15 protein-coding genes and 1 tRNA gene are annotated in these 14,701 nt (G+C 73.6%); 7 read left to right on the top strand and 9 right to left on the bottom strand.

The annotated features are described in order from the left end of the window. Positions 1 to 305 precede the first annotated feature (305 nt). From K6I33_RS19280 to K6I33_RS19260, 5 genes are all read right to left on the bottom strand, one after another. Complete coding sequence (locus tag K6I33_RS19280; protein WP_229354074.1) at positions 306 to 1,667, bottom strand: HD-GYP domain-containing protein; 1,362 nt, start codon at positions 1,665 to 1,667, stop codon at positions 306 to 308. Between the two features lie 166 nt (positions 1,668 to 1,833). After that, positions 1,834 to 2,166 carry a mycothiol system anti-sigma-R factor gene (rsrA, locus tag K6I33_RS19275; protein WP_229354073.1) on the bottom strand — a complete coding sequence of 111 codons (333 nt, stop codon included), beginning with the start codon at positions 2,164 to 2,166 and terminating at the stop codon, positions 1,834 to 1,836. Beyond that, the gene (locus tag K6I33_RS19270; RefSeq protein ID WP_374285192.1) at positions 2,163 to 2,843 is read right to left on the bottom strand and encodes a sigma-70 family RNA polymerase sigma factor; all 681 of its coding nucleotides are present in this window, start codon (positions 2,841 to 2,843) and stop codon (positions 2,163 to 2,165) included. Before K6I33_RS19270 ends, rsrA begins: the two co-directional genes overlap by 4 nt. A 292-nt stretch (positions 2,844 to 3,135) precedes the next feature. After that, entirely contained in the window at positions 3,136 to 3,777 is a 642-nt protein-coding gene (locus tag K6I33_RS19265; RefSeq protein ID WP_229354069.1) for an alpha/beta family hydrolase, read from the bottom strand. 61 nt (positions 3,778 to 3,838) lie between these two features. Beyond that, complete coding sequence (locus K6I33_RS19260) at positions 3,839 to 4,684, bottom strand: SOS response-associated peptidase (RefSeq protein ID WP_229354068.1); 846 nt, start codon at positions 4,682 to 4,684, stop codon at positions 3,839 to 3,841. Positions 4,685 to 4,725: 41 nt separating this feature from the next. Here K6I33_RS19260 and K6I33_RS19255 point away from each other — a divergent pair, with 41 nt between their 5' ends. From K6I33_RS19255 to K6I33_RS19240, 4 genes are all read left to right on the top strand, one after another. After that, positions 4,726 to 5,442: a M50 family metallopeptidase gene (locus K6I33_RS19255; protein ID WP_229354066.1), complete on the top strand. Its 717-nt coding sequence runs from the start codon at positions 4,726 to 4,728 to the stop codon at positions 5,440 to 5,442. 27 nt (positions 5,443 to 5,469) lie between these two features. Continuing rightward, positions 5,470 to 6,816, top strand: a complete 1,347-nt coding sequence (gene aroA / locus K6I33_RS19250) for a 3-phosphoshikimate 1-carboxyvinyltransferase (RefSeq protein ID WP_229354064.1) — start codon at positions 5,470 to 5,472, stop codon at positions 6,814 to 6,816. 17 nt (positions 6,817 to 6,833) lie between these two features. Further along, the gene (rsgA, locus tag K6I33_RS19245) at positions 6,834 to 7,841 is read left to right on the top strand and encodes a ribosome small subunit-dependent GTPase A (protein ID WP_229354060.1); all 1,008 of its coding nucleotides are present in this window, start codon (positions 6,834 to 6,836) and stop codon (positions 7,839 to 7,841) included. A gap of 111 nt (positions 7,842 to 7,952) precedes the next feature. Continuing rightward, positions 7,953 to 8,276 (top strand): multidrug efflux SMR transporter, encoded by a 324-nt coding sequence (locus K6I33_RS19240; RefSeq protein ID WP_229354055.1) that lies wholly within the window; start codon positions 7,953 to 7,955, stop codon positions 8,274 to 8,276. 19 nt (positions 8,277 to 8,295) lie between these two features. Here K6I33_RS19240 and K6I33_RS19235 read toward each other — a convergent pair whose 3' ends face one another. Beyond that, positions 8,296 to 8,940, bottom strand: a complete 645-nt coding sequence (locus K6I33_RS19235; protein WP_229354054.1) for a TetR family transcriptional regulator — start codon at positions 8,938 to 8,940, stop codon at positions 8,296 to 8,298. Positions 8,941 to 9,077: 137 nt separating this feature from the next. Here K6I33_RS19235 and hisN point away from each other — a divergent pair, with 137 nt between their 5' ends. Together hisN and K6I33_RS19225 are read left to right on the top strand one after the other, a co-directional pair. Continuing rightward, on the top strand, positions 9,078 to 9,884 hold the full coding sequence (hisN, locus tag K6I33_RS19230) for a histidinol-phosphatase (protein WP_229354053.1): 807 nt from the start codon (positions 9,078 to 9,080) through the stop codon (positions 9,882 to 9,884). A gap of 200 nt (positions 9,885 to 10,084) precedes the next feature. Beyond that, positions 10,085 to 10,492: a cyclic nucleotide-binding/CBS domain-containing protein gene (locus K6I33_RS19225; RefSeq protein ID WP_229354077.1), complete on the top strand. Its 408-nt coding sequence runs from the start codon at positions 10,085 to 10,087 to the stop codon at positions 10,490 to 10,492. A 121-nt stretch (positions 10,493 to 10,613) separates the two neighbouring features. On the opposite strand, the gene K6I33_RS19220 is transcribed toward K6I33_RS19225, so the two are convergent. Then, positions 10,614 to 12,104: a catalase gene (locus tag K6I33_RS19220; protein ID WP_229354051.1), complete on the bottom strand. Its 1,491-nt coding sequence runs from the start codon at positions 12,102 to 12,104 to the stop codon at positions 10,614 to 10,616. Positions 12,105 to 12,249: 145 nt separating this feature from the next. On the opposite strand from K6I33_RS19220, the gene K6I33_RS19215 reads away from it, so the two are divergent. Next, positions 12,250 to 12,666, top strand: a complete 417-nt coding sequence (locus K6I33_RS19215) for a Fur family transcriptional regulator (RefSeq protein WP_229354050.1) — start codon at positions 12,250 to 12,252, stop codon at positions 12,664 to 12,666. A gap of 41 nt (positions 12,667 to 12,707) precedes the next feature. On the opposite strand, the gene K6I33_RS19210 is transcribed toward K6I33_RS19215, so the two are convergent. Together K6I33_RS19210 and K6I33_RS19205 are read right to left on the bottom strand one after the other, a co-directional pair. After that, a tRNA-Met gene (locus tag K6I33_RS19210) sits at positions 12,708 to 12,781 on the bottom strand. Positions 12,782 to 12,871: 90 nt separating this feature from the next. Continuing rightward, positions 12,872 to 14,701: tetratricopeptide repeat protein (locus tag K6I33_RS19205; protein ID WP_229354048.1), on the bottom strand; the 1,830-nt coding region annotated here is incomplete at its 5' end.

Raw genomic sequence — 14,701 nt, 5'->3', positions numbered from 1 at the left:
GCCGGTAGGCGGCGCGCTGCCGCCCTCGGGAGCGGCCGGGTGCCCGCCCCGGACGGACCCGGGCGCGGGGCCGGTCACCTGCCGCGCATGCGGCAGCGCCCGTGCTGGGTGACCGTCCTGGCCGCCGGGCGCCGACGCGCCGCCGGGCGCGGGCGGTCCCGGTGTCTGCCCCGCCCCCGGCAGGCCCCGCGCCGCGCGCCCGTCCCGGGCGGCGGGCGCCGACGCGCCCGCCCGGCGCGCCCCCGGTGCGGACCCCTCCGCGGGGGGTGTCGGACGCGGCCTCCGGGCCGGGGGGCCGACCGCGGTCATGCCGGGCCACCCGGGTGCGCGAAGCCCGCCGCAGGCGAACCCGCAGGCGAACCCGCCGGCGAACGGTGATCAACAGGGACGTTTCGGCTGGGCGGAATGGCGTCTTCCGAGGAGCGTTCCTGCGGGCCCGCGGGGCGCCAGCCGTGGCGGTCGAGGGCGCGGGAGAGGGCGGCGACCATGCGGGGGTCGAACTGGGAGCCCGAGCAGCGGTGGAGCTCGGCCAGGGCCACCGGGACGGGACGGGCGCGGCTGTAGCTGCGGGTGGAGGTCATCGCGTCGAAGGCGTCCGCGACGGCCACCACCCGGGCGAACTCCGGGATCTGATGCCCTATCAGACCGTAGGGATAGCCTCTGCCGTCCAGCCGCTCGTGGTGGTGGAGGATCGCCTCACGCGCCTCGTCGAGGAAGCCGATGCCGCGCACCATCTCGTGCCCGTACTCGGGGTGGAGCTCCATCACGCGGCGCTCCTCCGCGGTGAGCGGGCCGTCCTTGCGGAGCAGCCGGGTGGGGACGCCGAGCTTGCCGACGTCGTGGAGGGTGCCGGCGAAGCGGACGGCCTCCAGGCGGTCGCCGGCGATGCCCAGCTCCCGGGCGATCAGCACGGACGCGCGCCCGACGCGCTCGCTGTGGCCGCGCGTGTAGCGGTCCTTGAGGTCGACGGCCTGGACCAGCGCCCGGACCGTCGCCTGGTGCGCCGCGCGCTCACGGCGGCAGCGGTCCAGCACCCAGGAGGAGACGGACATGGGCAGCAGCACCAGCAGGGCCGCCACGGGCCCGTACGCGCTGTGCCACAGGAGGGCCGTCATCAGGCCCGTCGGCCCGTGGAGCAGCGGCGGCACCAGCGCCCCCGGCAGCGGCGCGCCCCAGGCCGCGCGCGGGGAGCGGCCCTCGGCGGCGACCAGGACGCCGCCGTCGAGCACGGTGACGACCAAGGAGAACGTCAGCGCCGCGGCGAGCGCGGGCAGCAGGGCGTACGGGAAGGCGTGCGCCGCCGGGACGGCCGCCGGGGTGCCCAGTTCGTGGACGTGGGAGGCCGCGCCCGCGGCGAGGGAGAACTGCGCCGCGTGCCACAGCCGCCGTACCCACACGGGCCGCCGGCCGACCCGTCCCAGGAGCGCGCCGGGCACGGCCACCAGCCCGGCGGCCCCGGGCGGCAGCAGAAAGGCCCCGGCGAGCAGCACGGGCACGGTCAGCGGGCAGCGCGGCAGGCGCTCGGAGACGACGCAGAGGCCCGCGAGGAGCGCGACCGCGCCCCAGGGCACGGCCGAGGCGCCCCGTACGGCGGGCACGGCGCACAGCGCGGCGGTGAGCGCGGCCCCCGCGACATACGCGCGAGCCGCCGCCGGAAGTGCCCCCATGGCGCGTCCTCCCCGACCCTCGGACCTGGCGTCTGGATGGGGAGAATAGGCTCAGCCGAGCCGTGAAAACCGCCCTGTCGGTATTGCGCCGTCCGTTCGGGTGACGTTCCCGGGTGCGGTGGTTTGGATCAACGGCGTCGGCCTACTGCCGACGCCGGACCGGTGGTCAGTCCTGCCGCCCGGCGGCCTCCGCGGCCTCGGCCGCCCGCGCCTCGGCGACCACGTCCTGGTCCGGCACGGCCTGCCCGGCGCGGATCAGCTCGATCCGGCCCATGACCTTCGAGCGGAGGTCGGCCGGCACGTCGTCGTGGCCGCAGCAGCGCTTGACGAGCTTCTTCACGGCCTGCTCCAGGCCGTACTTCTCCAGGCAGGGCGAGCACTCGTCGATGTGCACCTCGAACTCGGCGCACTTGCCGTCGGGCATCTCGTGGTCGAGGAACTCGTAGAGATGGTCGAGGACTTCAGAGCAGTCCGTCTCGTGCGGGTCTCCGCAGCTCATGAGTCCGACCCTTTCCGGTTGTGCGACGCGTCGGCCCCGTTCGGCGCGGGGGCGGCACCGGCCGGGACCAGTCCGCGCTCACGGGCGTAGTCCTCCAGCATGCCGCGCAGCTGACGACGGCCGCGGTGCAGCCGGGACATCACCGTGCCGATGGGGGTACCCATGATGTCCGCGATCTCCTTGTACGCAAAGCCCTCGACGTCCGCCAGGTAGACCGCGATGCGGAACTCCTCCGGAATGGCCTGGAGGGCCTCCTTGACATCGGAGTCCGGGAGGTGGTCGAGCGCCTGGGACTCGGCGGAGCGCAGCCCCGTCGACATGTGCGACTCGGCGCGCGCGAGCTGCCAGTCCTCGATCTCCTCCGACGCGCTGCGCAGGGGCTCGCGCTGCTTCTTGCGGTAGGAGTTGATGAACGTGTTGGTCAGGATGCGGTACAGCCAGGCCTTGAGATTGGTGCCGTCACGGAACTGATGGAAGGACGCGTAGGCCTTGGCGTACGTCTCCTGCACCAGGTCCTCGGCGTCGGCGGCGTTGCGCGTCATGCGCAGCGCGGCCGAGTACATCTGGTCGAGGAAGGTCAGGGCGTCGCGTTCGAAGCGCGCGTTGCGCTCCGCCGCGGTCTCGGCGTCCCGCCCGCTCGCGGTGTTCTCCGCGTCGGTCCCAGTGACCGGACCCACCTCCTCCAACACCATGGCGCCGCCCTTGCCGGACCCGCTCGAATCGGAGAATAGACGACGATCCGGTCCGCCCGCCGCTCCAGCCACGGCCGGATCCGCCATGCTCATGACCGCCCATCCCGGGTCGGCCGTGTGCGGGCGGGACGGGCATGCGATCGAACCCATGCGGGGAGCTCCCATTCCTTCGTCTGTGCCGGTACCTGACTACAGACCGGACAACAGCACGCCCTCGTGGATCATTCCCGGCGGTAGGAAACTTCTCAGGAAGTTCCTCAGGAGCCCCGGAAACCCCTCAGATCGCCTTGAGCCACATGCCCACGGCATCGGTGATCACGGCCAGGGCGTCCGTCTGGGTGATGTCCGCCTTCTTGGGCACCGCGAAGCCGTGGTCCCCGGCCGGCACCGCCACCGGCTCGGTGCCCGGCGGGAACTCCTCCGGCCGGCCGAAGGGGTCGCGGGCGCCCTGCACCACGAGCGTGGGAAGGCCCGCGCCGGTCAGCTCGTCGGCCCGGGACCTCTCCGGCCTGCCCGGCGGGTGCAGCGGGAAGCTCAGCGCGAGCACGGCCGCCGCGCCCAGCTCCGCGGCCGTCCGGCACGCCACGCGGGCCCCGGCGCTGCGGCCGCCGGCCACGACGGGCAGCCCGGGGGCGGTGAGCGCGGGCCACAGCGCCCGCCACGCCTCGTCCAGCGCCTTGGGGGCCGGGGCCACCTTCTTGCCGGCCACCCGCCAGGGCTGCTCGACGAGGGCCACGGTCACCCCGTCCAGGGGCAGGGCGGCGGCGAGCGCCTGGAGGTCGCGGGCCTCCACTCCCCCGCCCGCGCCGTGGCCCAGGGCGAGCACGAGACGGGCGTCCGGCGCGAGGTACCAGTGGACACGGGCGTCCCCGGCGGGGGTCGGCACGTCCTGCGCGGTCTCAGCGATCTTTGTCGTCACGGGTCCATCCTGCCGCCCGGACCCTTCGGAACGGCGTCTTCAGAACTTCGGAACAGCGTCTTCAGAACAGCGTCGACTCCTCCGGCGCCGCCAGCTCGGTCAGCAGCTCGGGTCCGTTGTTGCGGACGTCGCTGACCGCCGTGGCGACCGGGTACGCCCGGAAGAGCCCGGGAGGCGGGGGCGCCAGCAGCGCGCGCAGCGCCTCCGGGTCCGTACGGGCGGGATCCAGCCAGGCATCCCACCGGTCGGGGGTGAGCGCCAGCGGCATCCGCGGATGGATCTCCGCCAGCGACCGGGGGCCGGGCTCGGCAGCCCCCTCCCCGGCGGAAACGGAGGGCACCGCCATGGCGAAAGGCTCCGTTTCCGCCTCGGTGGTTATCACCGAGCAGGTCGCCCACCACGCCTGCGGATGGTCCGGCGGCAGCGTCGGGTCGCGCCAGAACTCGTACACCCCGGCCATCGCCATCACCGAGCCGTCGACGGGCGTGACGAAGTACGGCTGCTTGCGGGCGCGCTTGCGGCGCCCCTTCTCCTCCAGTTCGCGCTCCTGCGCGCCGGTGACCCACTCGTAGTAGCCGTCCGCCGGGAGCAGACAGCGCCGGGACTCGAAGGCCCGCCGGAAGGACGGCTTCTCATGGACCGTCTCCGCCCGGGCGTTGATCATCTTCGCCGCGCCCTCGGGCGTCTTCGCCCACGACGGCACCAGCCCCCACCGCAGCGCCCGGAGCTGGCGAACCGGACGGCGGTCCGCTGCGTCTTTCAGAGGACGTTCGAGCACCGCGTACACGCTCTTCGTCGGCGCCACGTTCCAGTCCGGAGCCAGCGTCTCCTCCGGTACCCACTTCTCCACCTCGAAGAGCCCGGCCAGGTCCTCCGGCCGCCGGCTCGCCGCATATCGCCCGCACATGGGTGCCACACTGCCACGAAGACGCTAGGAGCGGCTCACAGATGGACAGCAGCACCACCGCCACCGACCTGTGGAACCGCGTCATCGGCACCCAGCCCCACCCCTCGCTCTGGCTGGTTCTCGCCACCGGCGTCATAGCCCTCGCCGCCGTCACCCCCTACGGGGTCTGGCGCGTCACCCGCAACGCGATCACCATCGCCCACGAGGGCGGCCACGCGCTCGTCGCCCTACTCAGCGGGCGCCGCCTGGACGGCATCCGGCTGCACTCCGACACCTCGGGACTGACCGTCTCCCGGGGCCGGCCCACCGGGCTCGGCATGATCCTGACCGCGGCGGCCGGCTACACGGCCCCCTCCCTGCTGGGCCTGGCCGGGGCCGCCCTGCTGGCGGCCGGGCACATCACCGCGCTGCTGTGGGGCGCGGCGGCGCTGCTGGCCGCGATGCTGGTGATGATCCGCAACGCCTACGGCGCGCTGACGGTGATCCTCGCGGGGGCGGCGTTCGTCCTGGTGTCCTGGCTGGCCGGGCCGCAGGTGCAGGCGGCGTTCGCCTACGGGGTGGTGTGGTTCCTGCTGCTGGGCGGCGTGCGGCCGGCCTTCGAGCTCCAGCGCAAGCGCCGGCACGGCGGCGCCCCGGACTCGGACGCGGACCAGCTGGCACGGCTGACGAACGTCCCCCCGGTGGTGTGGCTGGGCCTCTTCCACGTCGTGTCCCTGTGCTCCCTGACCGGGGGAGGCCGCTGGCTGCTCGGACGGTGACCGGCGGCGAACCACTAAGGTGAGGGCATGACCGAGAGCCCCGTGCACACCGACCTCTGGCCCGCCCCCGTCGCGAACGGGGCCGTCGACGCGACCGTCACCGTGCCCGGATCGAAGTCGGTCACCAACCGTGCCCTGGTGCTGGCGGCCCTCGCCGCCGAGCCCGGCTGGGTGCGCCGCCCGCTGCGCTCGCGCGACACCGTCCTGATGGCCGACGCGCTGCGCGCCATGGGCGTCGGCATCGAGGAAGGCGTCGGCCCGGACGGCACCGGCGAGGCCTGGCGGGTGATCCCCGCCCGGCTGCACGGCCCGGCCGAGGTCCTGGTGGGCAACGCCGGCACGGTCATGCGCTTCCTGCCGCCCGTCGCGGCCCTCGCCGACGGCCCGATCCGCTTCGACGGCGACCCCCGCAGCTACGAGCGCCCCCTGCACGGCGTGATCGACGCGCTGCGCGCGCTGGGCGCCCGTATCGACGACAACGACCGCGGCGCCCTGCCGCTGACCGTGCACGGCGCCGGCGCCCTGGACGGCGGCCCGGTGGAGATCGACGCCTCCTCCTCCTCGCAGTTCGTCAGCGCGCTGCTGCTGTCGGGCCCGCGCTTCAACCAGGGCGTCGAGGTCCGGCACGTGGGCGCGACCCTGCCGTCGCTGCCGCACATCCGGATGACCGTGGACATGCTGCGTGCCGCGGGCGCCCAGGTGGACACCCCGGAGTCCGGCGGCGAGCCGGACGTCTGGCGGGTCTCCCCCAGCGCCCTCCTCGGCCGTGACCTGGTCGTCGAGCCGGACCTGTCCAACGCCGCGCCGTTCCTGGCCGCCGCCCTGATCACCGGCGGCCGGGTCACCATCCCGGACTGGCCCGAGCGCACCACTCAGCCGGGCGACTCCCTCCGGGAGATCTTCACCGCCATGGGCGGCCGCTGCGAGCTCACCGACACCGGCCTGACCTTCACCGGCACCGGCCGGATCACCGGCATCGACGCCGACCTCCACGACGTCGGCGAGCTCACCCCGGTGATCGCGGCGGTGGCCGCGCTGGCCGACTCCGAGTCCGTCCTGCGGGGCATCGCCCATCTGCGACTGCACGAGACCGACCGTCTCGCCGCCCTGGCCAAGGAGATCAACGAGCTCGGCGGCGACGTCACCGAGACCGAGGACGGCCTGCGGATCCGCCCGCGCCCGCTGCACGGCGGCGTCTTCCACACCTACGAGGACCACCGGCTGGCCACCGCCGCCGCCGTCATCGGCCTCGCCGTCGAAGGCGTCCAGGTGGAGAACGTGGCCACCACCGCCAAGACCCTGCCCGACTTCCCGGCACTGTGGACCGGGATGCTCGGCTCCGTCGCGGGGGCGACGACGGCGCCGAGAAGCTGAAGAGACCTGGAAGCACCATGCGCCGCTACGGGAAGCACACCGACGAGGACGACGTCCGCGTCCGCCCCAACCGCAAGGGCAACCGCCCTCGCACCAGCATCCGGCCCAAGCACGAGGACGCCGCCGAGGGCCTCGTGCTCACCGTCGACCGCGGCCGGCTGACCGTCCTGGTCGACGACCGGACGATCACCGCGATGAAGGCCCGCGAGCTGGGCCGCAAGAGCGCCGTCGTCGGGGACCGGGTCGCGGTCGTCGGCGACCTCAGCGGCGCCAAGGACACCCTCGCCCGGATCGTGCGCGTCGAGGAGCGCAGCTCCGTGCTGCGCCGGACGGCCGACGACGACGACCCGTACGAGCGCGTGGTCGTCGCCAACGCCGACCAGCTGGCGATCGTCACCGCCCTGGCCGACCCCGAGCCGCGCCCGCGCCTGATCGACCGCTGTCTGGTGGCGGCGTACGACGCCGGGCTGGAGCCGCTGCTGGTGCTCACCAAGTCGGACCTGGCGTCCGCCGAGACGCTGATGGAGTCCTACGGCTCGCTGGGCGTGCCCTATGTGGTGACCAACCGCGAGGAGCTGTCGAACGGGGACGCCGCCGACCGGGTCCGTGAGCGGCTCGCGGGGCGCGTCACCGCGTTCGTCGGGCACTCCGGCGTCGGCAAGACGACACTCGTCAACGCGCTCGTACCGGACCGGCAGCGGGCCACCGGCCATGTCAACCGGGTCACCGGCCGGGGCCGGCACACCACCACCTCGGCGCTGGCCCTGCCGCTGCCCGACGGTTCCGGCTGGGTGATCGACACCCCGGGCGTACGGTCCTTCGGGCTCCACCACGTGGACCCCTCGCGGGTCATCCACGCCTTCCCGGACCTGGAGCCCGGCACCGAGGGCTGCCCCCGCGCGTGCAGCCACGACGAGCAGGACTGCGCGCTGGACCAGTGGGTGGCCGACGGTCACGCCGACCCCCAGCGCCTGTACTCCCTGCGGCGGCTGCTGGCGACCCGGGAGCGCCGCGAGGGCGACTGACCGACCGCGTTCGCGATCGCCCACGTTTGCGAGTGACCTCCAGCGGCAAGGGCATGCAAGGACATCCACAGCACCGGTGCGCACGGGGTCCGCGGAACGGGAGGCAATCTGATGGCGTGGCTGCTGGTCGTCGTCGCCGGAATCCTGGAAACCGGCTTCGCCGTCTGTCTCAAGCTCTCGCACGGTTTCACCCGGCTGTGGCCCACGATCGCGTTCGCGGCCTTCGCCCTCGGCAGCTTCGGCCTGCTGACGCTCTCGCTGAAGAAGCTGGACGTGGGCCCGGCCTACGCGGTGTGGACGGGCATCGGCGCGGCCGGGACGGCGATCTACGGCATGGTCTTCCTGGACGACCTGGTCTCCACCCTCAAGATCGTCTCCATCTCCCTGGTGATCGTCGGGGTGATCGGGCTCCAGCTGTCCGGCTCCTCGCACTGAGCCCGGCCCGGGCCCGTCCTCACCGCTCGGCCAGCAGCGCCCGGACCAGCCCGGCGACCTCCGCCGCGACCTCCTCGTCCGAGGGGGCCGGGGCGACGACGTACGAGAGGGTCAGCCGGACCGCCGCCTCGCAGGCGCGCAGGACGGCGTCGGGGGGCAGGCCGGGCGCGTCGGCGCCCACGGCACCGGCCACGCTGTCGCGGATCCGTTCGACCAGGGCGCCCGGTGAGAGCGCGCCCCTGGGCGAGCGCGCCTCGCGCCCGGCGCGGGGCGCCGGCACGGACGGCGCGGCGGCGGGCGGCAGCCGGTCGCCGCGGCAGCCGGTGAGCGCGGCGCGGACGAAGGGGTTCACCCGTGCCGTCCGGAGCGTCCACAGGGCCGCGGCGGCGCAGCGGTCGCCGGCGGCGGCGCCGGCGGCGGCGGCGGCGGCGTCAACGGCGTCCCGGGCGGTGGCGAGGGCGTGCTCCACCCCGCCGAGGAACGTCTCGGCCTCCCGGCGCACCAGGGCGCGCGCGAGGCCGTCCTTGCTGCCGAACTCGTTGTAGAGGGTCTGCCGGGAGACCCCGGCGGCGGCCGCGACGTCGACCATCCGGACCCCGTGCCAGGGCCGGGTGCCGAGCGCCGTGAAGGCCGCGTCCAGCAAGAGCTCTCGTGCCGCGGGCATGGTCGCCTCCCCGGCCGTTCGGCCGCACGACAGTGGATGGCCAGGGCACAGAATTGACGCGCCGCCAGACGGTGTCAAGAGCCTTCACAGGTCGTGCCGCGCACGCCCCGGCCGTGGCCACGGGTAGTGTGCGTGGCATGTCCGATTACCACGATGATCTGCGTCTGGCCCATGTCCTGGCGGACGCCGCCGACGCGGCCACCATGGACCGGTTCAAGGCCCTCGACCTCAAGGTCGAGACCAAACCGGACATGACCCCGGTGAGCGAGGCGGACAAGGCCGCCGAGGAGCTGATCCGGGGCCAGCTCCATCGCGCCCGGCCGCGTGACGCGGTGATGGGCGAGGAGTTCGGCAGCGTGGGCTCGGGCCCGCGCCGCTGGGTGATCGACCCGATCGACGGCACCAAGAACTATGTGCGCGGGGTGCCGGTCTGGGCGACGCTGATCTCCCTGATGGTGCAGACGGAGTATCAGGGCGAGATCGGTTACGAGCCGGTGGTGGGTCTGGTGTCGGCGCCGGCGCTGGGCCGGCGCTGGTGGGCGGCGAAGGGGGCGGGCGCCTACACCGGGCGCAGCCTGACGTCGGCCCAGCGGCTCCAGGTCTCCCGGGTGGGCCGGATGGAGGACGCGTCGTTCGCCTACTCCTCGCTGAGCGGCTGGGAGGAGCGCGGGATGCTGCCGGGCTTCCTGGAGCTGACGCGCGCCTGCTGGCGGACGCGGGGCTACGGCGACTTCTGGCCGTACATGATGGTCGCCGAGGGGTCGGTGGACATCTGTGCCGAGCCGGAGCTGTCGCTGTGGGACATGGCGGCGAACGTCGTCATCGTCGAGGAGGCCGGCGGCCGCTTCACGGGGCTGGACGGGCGTCCGGGGCCGCACAGCGGCAACGCGGCGGCGTCGAACGGGCTGCTCCACGACGAGATGCTGAGCTACCTGCGGCGGTAGGCGCTCCGGACCGTCTTAAACCCACAAGGCCGTCGTAAAAATCTGGCAAAAATCATCCACCTTCAGGCCTTGTTCGCGCTCTTGACGGTGTGTGACGATGACAGCCTCCCCGGTTTGTGAACTTGTGAAGACCGGTGTTTCCTGCTGGAGTTCACGGTTCCGGGAACGCATCGCAGTCCACCAAGGAGGTGGCTACGGCCATGCTCGTCCGCGACGCCATGAGCACGGTGGTCCTCACCATCGGCCCCGCGCACACCCTCCGCCAGGCCGCCCGTCTGATGTCCGCCCGCAGGGTGGGCGCGGCGGTCGTCCTCGACCCCGACACCTACGGGCTCGGGATCCTCACCGAGCGCGACATACTCGACGCGGTCGGGGCGGGCCAGGATCCCGACCGCGAGACCGCCCACGGCCACACCACCACGGACGTCGTCTTCGCCACCCCCGAGTGGACCCTGGAGGAGGCGGCGGCCGCGATGGCGCGCGGCGAGTTCCGGCACCTGATCGTCCTCGACCGCAGTGAGGCGGTGGGGGTGGTCTCGGTGCGCGACATCATCCGCTGCTGGCTGCCCGCGCGCCGGCGCGCGCAGCCGGCGGCGGCCATCGCGTGAGTGATCACCGCCTGAGCGGTCGCCGCGCGAGCGGAGGCGGAAGAGGCCGGGAGCAGGCCGAAGAGGCCGGAGCCCCTTGGCGTCCGGCCTCTTCGGTTTGTACGGCAAGCGTCCAGGGTCGTCAGCCGCGCAGGGCCTGGACGGCGGCCTCCAACCGCTTGCCGTAGTCGGGGTCCGCCTGGCGGAAGTTGTTGATCGCGCGCTCGGCGATGTCGTCGCGCGACACCTTGGCGATGAAGCCGGCGAGATTGGCGATCAGGCGCTCCTTCTCGGCCTCCGACATCAGGCGGTAGAGGTTGCCCGCCTGGACGAAGTCGTTGTCCTCGGCGTGCGAGGGAGCGACGTGGTTGCCGGTGGCCCCGGCGACGGGCACCGGCTGCCACAGCGGCCGGTCCGTCTGGAAGGGGCCGCCGAAGCTGTTCGGCTCGTAGTTCTTCGCGCCCTTGTGGCGGCCGTCGTAGAGGAAGCCGTCACGGGAGTGGGTGCGCGCCTCGGTGGCGTGCGGGCGGTTCACCGGCAGGTGGTCGGCGTTGACGCCGACGCGGTAGCGGTGGGCGTCGCCGTAGGCGAAGAGCCGGCCCTGGAGCATCTTGTCGGGGGACGGGCCGATACCCGGCACGAAGTGCGCCGGCGAGAAGATCGACTGCTCGACCTCGGCGAAGATGTTCTCGGGGTTGCGGTTGAGCTCCAGCTTGCCGATCTCGATCGGCGGGTAGTCCTCGTGCGGCCAGACCTTGGTCAGGTCGAACGGGTTGAAGCGGTAGTTCGCCGCCTCGTCCGCCGGCATGATCTGCACCTGGACGGTCCAGGCCGGGAAGTCGCCGCGCTCGATGGACTCGCGCAGATCGCGCTGGTGGCTGTCGGGGTCCTCGCCCGCGAGCTTGTTGGCCTCGTCCTGGGTGAGGCTCTTGATGCCCTGGTCGGTCTTGAAGTGGTACTTGACCCAGAAGACCTCGCCGGCCTCGTTGCTCCACTGGTAGGTGTGCGAGCCGTAGCCGTTCATGTGGCGGTACGAGGCGGGGATGCCGCGGTCGCCGAAGAGCCAGGTCACCTGGTGGGTGGCCTCGGGCGACAGGCCCCAGAAGTCCCAGACGTTGTCCGCCTCCTGCGAGCCGGTGTACGGGTCGCGCTTCTGGGTGTGGATGAAGTCCGGGAACTTGATGGCGTCCTTGATGAAGAAGACCGGGGTGTTGTTGCCGACGAGGTCGTAGTTGCCCTCCTCGGTGTAGAACTTCAGCGCGAAGCCCCGGGGGTCGCGGACCGCGTCCGCCGCGCCGAGGTTGCCGGCGACCGTCGAGAACCGCAGGAAGGTCTCGGTCTGCTTGCCCACCCGGGAGAGGAACTTCGCGCGGGTCCAGCGGGTGACGTCGGCGGTGACGGTGAAGGTGCCATAGGCACCGGCGCCCCGGGCGTGCACCACGCGCTCCGGGATCCGCTCGCGGTTGAAGTGCGCGAGCTTCTCCAGCAGCAGCTGGTCCTGGATCAGCATGGGGCCGCCGGCACCCGCGCTCTCGCTGTTCTGGTTGTCCGCGACCGGAGCACCGGACTCCGTGGTCAGCGGGCCCGTCGCCGTTGCCGCCTCGCCGTTCGTCGACACGTACGCCTCCGTCATCAGATCGTCTGCCTCTTGGCCTGAGCCGAGATCGATCCTACATTGGACTTTGTCTAAGTCAAGATGCGGACAACATAAATATGGGATCCAGTGGTGGACAAGGCCCGCTGCTACGCTGGTTCTATCTGACTGATAGGTGAATGGCATGAGTGACCTGCTGGAACGGCTCCGGGGGCGCGGCTGGCGGCTGACCGCGCAGCGACGCGTCGTCGCCGAAGTGCTCGATGGGGACCACGTGCACTACACCGCCGACGAGGTGCACGCCAAGGCCGCCGATCTGCTGCCGGAGATCTCGCGCGCCACGGTGTACAACACGCTCGGTGAGCTGGTCTCCCTGGGCGAGGTCCTCGAGGTGAGCACGGACGGCCGCGCCAAGCGCTACGACCCCAACGCGCACCACGCCCACCAGCACCTGGTGTGCTCCCGGTGCGGCACGATCCGCGACGTCCACCCCTCCGGCGACCTGCTGGGCGACCTCCCGGCCGAGGAGCGCTTCGGCTTCCAGGTCTCCGCCGTCGAGGTGACCTACCGCGGCATCTGCCCGAACTGCGCCACGGCATGACGAAAGGCCCGGATCCCATGGATCCGGGCCTTTCGTATCAGTAGCGGGGACAGGATTTGAACCTGCGACCTCTGGGTTATGAGCCCAGCGAGCTACCGAGCTGCTCCACCCCGCGTCGATGCACTTACTCTAACCCGTTCGTGACCGCCGAAGCAAACGCCCTTACGAGCCCGCTTACGTCGTGGTGCGGCCACCGGGCGCCCGCCTACGCGCTGAGCTCCTGCTGGAGCGCGTCCCGCAGCCGGGCCGCGCGCTCGGCGACCTCCGCCGGACCCAGCTCGACCGCCTGAGCGCACCACAGCCGCCCCTCGGCGAGATCGCCCCGCCGCGCCGCGAGCAGGGCGAGCCGCAGCGCGGCCCGGCCGTGCCCGGCTTCGGCGGCCCGGGCCCACCACAGCGCGGCCTCCTGCTCACGGCCCTCCCGGGCCAGCAGCAGCCCGAGGTTGAAGGCGCCGTTGCGGCTGCCGGCCTGGGCGGCCTCCCGGTACCAGTGGGCGGCGGCGGCCGCGTCGCCCCGCTCGGCGACCAGCATGCCCAGGCGCACCTGGGCCCGCCGGTGGCCCTGCCGGGCGGCGCGCTCGTACCACTCCTCGCACTCGCCCCGGGTCTCGTCGTCCCGGTCGAGCAGGGCGCCCAGCCGGAACGCCGCCTCGGCGTTGCCGCCCCTGACGGCGATCCGCAGATGACGCTCCGCCTCGTAGGCGTCCTCGGCGCCGCCGTCCCGCAGCAGGGCCATGGCGACCTGGAGCGCCGCGTCCGTGTGCCCGGCGGCCGCGGCGCGCTCGTACCACTGGAACGCCAGGTGCTCCTCGTCGCGGCCGGTGTAGAGGATGCCCAGGTTGAAGGCGGCGTCCACGCTGCCGGCCTCGGCGGCCTTGGAGAACCACGGCTCGGCGCCGGCCGAGTCGCCGTGCTGGAGCAGCAGGACGGCGAGCGCGTTGGCGGCCTCCTTGTGCCCGGCGTAGGCGGCACGGCGGTACCACTGCTCGGCCTGGGCGGTGCGGCCCTGCTCGGCGCAGAGCAGGCCGAGGTTGTACGCGCCGTTGATGTCGCCCGCGTCCAGCGCCGCGCGGTACCAGCGCTCGGCCTGCTGGGACTCGCCCCGGTCGGCGTGGAGGGCGCCGAGGGCGTTGGCGGCGTTGCCGTCGCCCTCCTGGGCCGCGCGGCGCCACCAGATGGCGGCGCTGTCGCTGTCCCCGGCGTCGCGCAGCAGGAAGCCCAGGGCGCAGGCGGCGCGCGGCTCGCCGTCCTTGGCGGAGGTGAGGTACCAGCGCGCGGCCTCCTGGGTCTCGCCGCGCCCCTCCAGCAGGGTGCCCAGGTGGAGGGCGGCACGGCGGTGACCGCGGGCGGCGGCCTGCCGGTACCACTGCTCGGCCTCGCCGGCGGGGCCGTCCTGGCGGCGGCCGCCCGCGGCCGCGGCGCGCAGCTCGCGCACGGAGGTGTCACCGCCGCCGGCGCCCACATGGCGGGTGCCGGTGGGCGGGCCGAGGCCGGCGGCCAGGCTGTTCGCCACGTCCTGGGCGGCCCGCGGCGCCCGGCCGTCGAGTATCCGCGCCAGCCGGTACGCGGCCTCGCGGTGGCCGCGCTCGGCGGCGGAGCGGAACCAGCGCTCCGCGCCCACGTCGCTGCGGTGCTCCAGCAGGTCCGCGAGGGCGTACGCGCCCAGCGCGTGCCCGGACTCGGCGGACTGCCGCAGCCAGTACTCGGCGGCGGGCTCGTCGCCGCGCTCGCGGTGGTAGCGGCCCAGGGCGTGGGCGGCCGGGGCGGAGCCGGCGACGGCGGCCACGCGCCACCAGCTGGCGGCCTCGTCGGCGTAGCCGCGCTGGTGCAGCAGGACGCCCAGGTTGTTGGCGGCGGAGCGGTCGCCCTCGGCGGTGGCGGCGCGCAGATGGCGCTCGGCGCCGTCGAGGTCGCCGCGGCGCAGCAGCAGGGCGCCGAGCATGCTCAGGGACGCGGGGTCCCCGGACTCGGCGGCGCGGCGGCGGGCCGTCTCCAGCTCCAGGTCGGCCGCCTCGGTGGCGAGGGAGGACTCGGC

The sequence above is a fragment of the Streptomyces sp. UNOB3_S3 genome, from assembly GCF_020740895.1.
In the GTDB taxonomy this organism is placed as follows: domain Bacteria; phylum Actinomycetota; class Actinomycetes; order Streptomycetales; family Streptomycetaceae; genus Streptomyces.
Note: the sequence above shows the minus strand (reverse complement) of the source record. Positions and strands in the feature narration are given on the sequence as shown.

What these genes read in the sequence shown, in the direction of transcription:
- hisN (WP_229354053.1), top strand. Translation starts at nt 9,078, where the DNA reads ATGTCCGATTACCACGATGATCTGCGTCTGGCCCATGTCCTGGCGGAC.
- K6I33_RS19235 (WP_229354054.1), bottom strand. Translation starts at nt 8,940, where the DNA reads ATGCCCGCGGCACGAGAGCTCTTGCTGGACGCGGCCTTCACGGCGCTC.
- K6I33_RS19260 (WP_229354068.1), bottom strand. Translation starts at nt 4,684, where the DNA reads ATGTGCGGGCGATATGCGGCGAGCCGGCGGCCGGAGGACCTGGCCGGG.
- K6I33_RS19215 (WP_229354050.1), top strand. Translation starts at nt 12,250, where the DNA reads ATGAGTGACCTGCTGGAACGGCTCCGGGGGCGCGGCTGGCGGCTGACC.
- K6I33_RS19220 (WP_229354051.1), bottom strand. Translation starts at nt 12,104, where the DNA reads ATGACGGAGGCGTACGTGTCGACGAACGGCGAGGCGGCAACGGCGACG.
- rsrA (WP_229354073.1), bottom strand. Translation starts at nt 2,166, where the DNA reads ATGAGCTGCGGAGACCCGCACGAGACGGACTGCTCTGAAGTCCTCGAC.
- K6I33_RS19255 (WP_229354066.1), top strand. Translation starts at nt 4,726, where the DNA reads ATGGACAGCAGCACCACCGCCACCGACCTGTGGAACCGCGTCATCGGC.
- K6I33_RS19280 (WP_229354074.1), bottom strand. Translation starts at nt 1,667, where the DNA reads ATGGGGGCACTTCCGGCGGCGGCTCGCGCGTATGTCGCGGGGGCCGCG.
- aroA (WP_229354064.1), top strand. Translation starts at nt 5,470, where the DNA reads ATGACCGAGAGCCCCGTGCACACCGACCTCTGGCCCGCCCCCGTCGCG.
- rsgA (WP_229354060.1), top strand. Translation starts at nt 6,834, where the DNA reads ATGCGCCGCTACGGGAAGCACACCGACGAGGACGACGTCCGCGTCCGC.
- K6I33_RS19225 (WP_229354077.1), top strand. Translation starts at nt 10,085, where the DNA reads ATGCTCGTCCGCGACGCCATGAGCACGGTGGTCCTCACCATCGGCCCC.
- K6I33_RS19240 (WP_229354055.1), top strand. Translation starts at nt 7,953, where the DNA reads ATGGCGTGGCTGCTGGTCGTCGTCGCCGGAATCCTGGAAACCGGCTTC.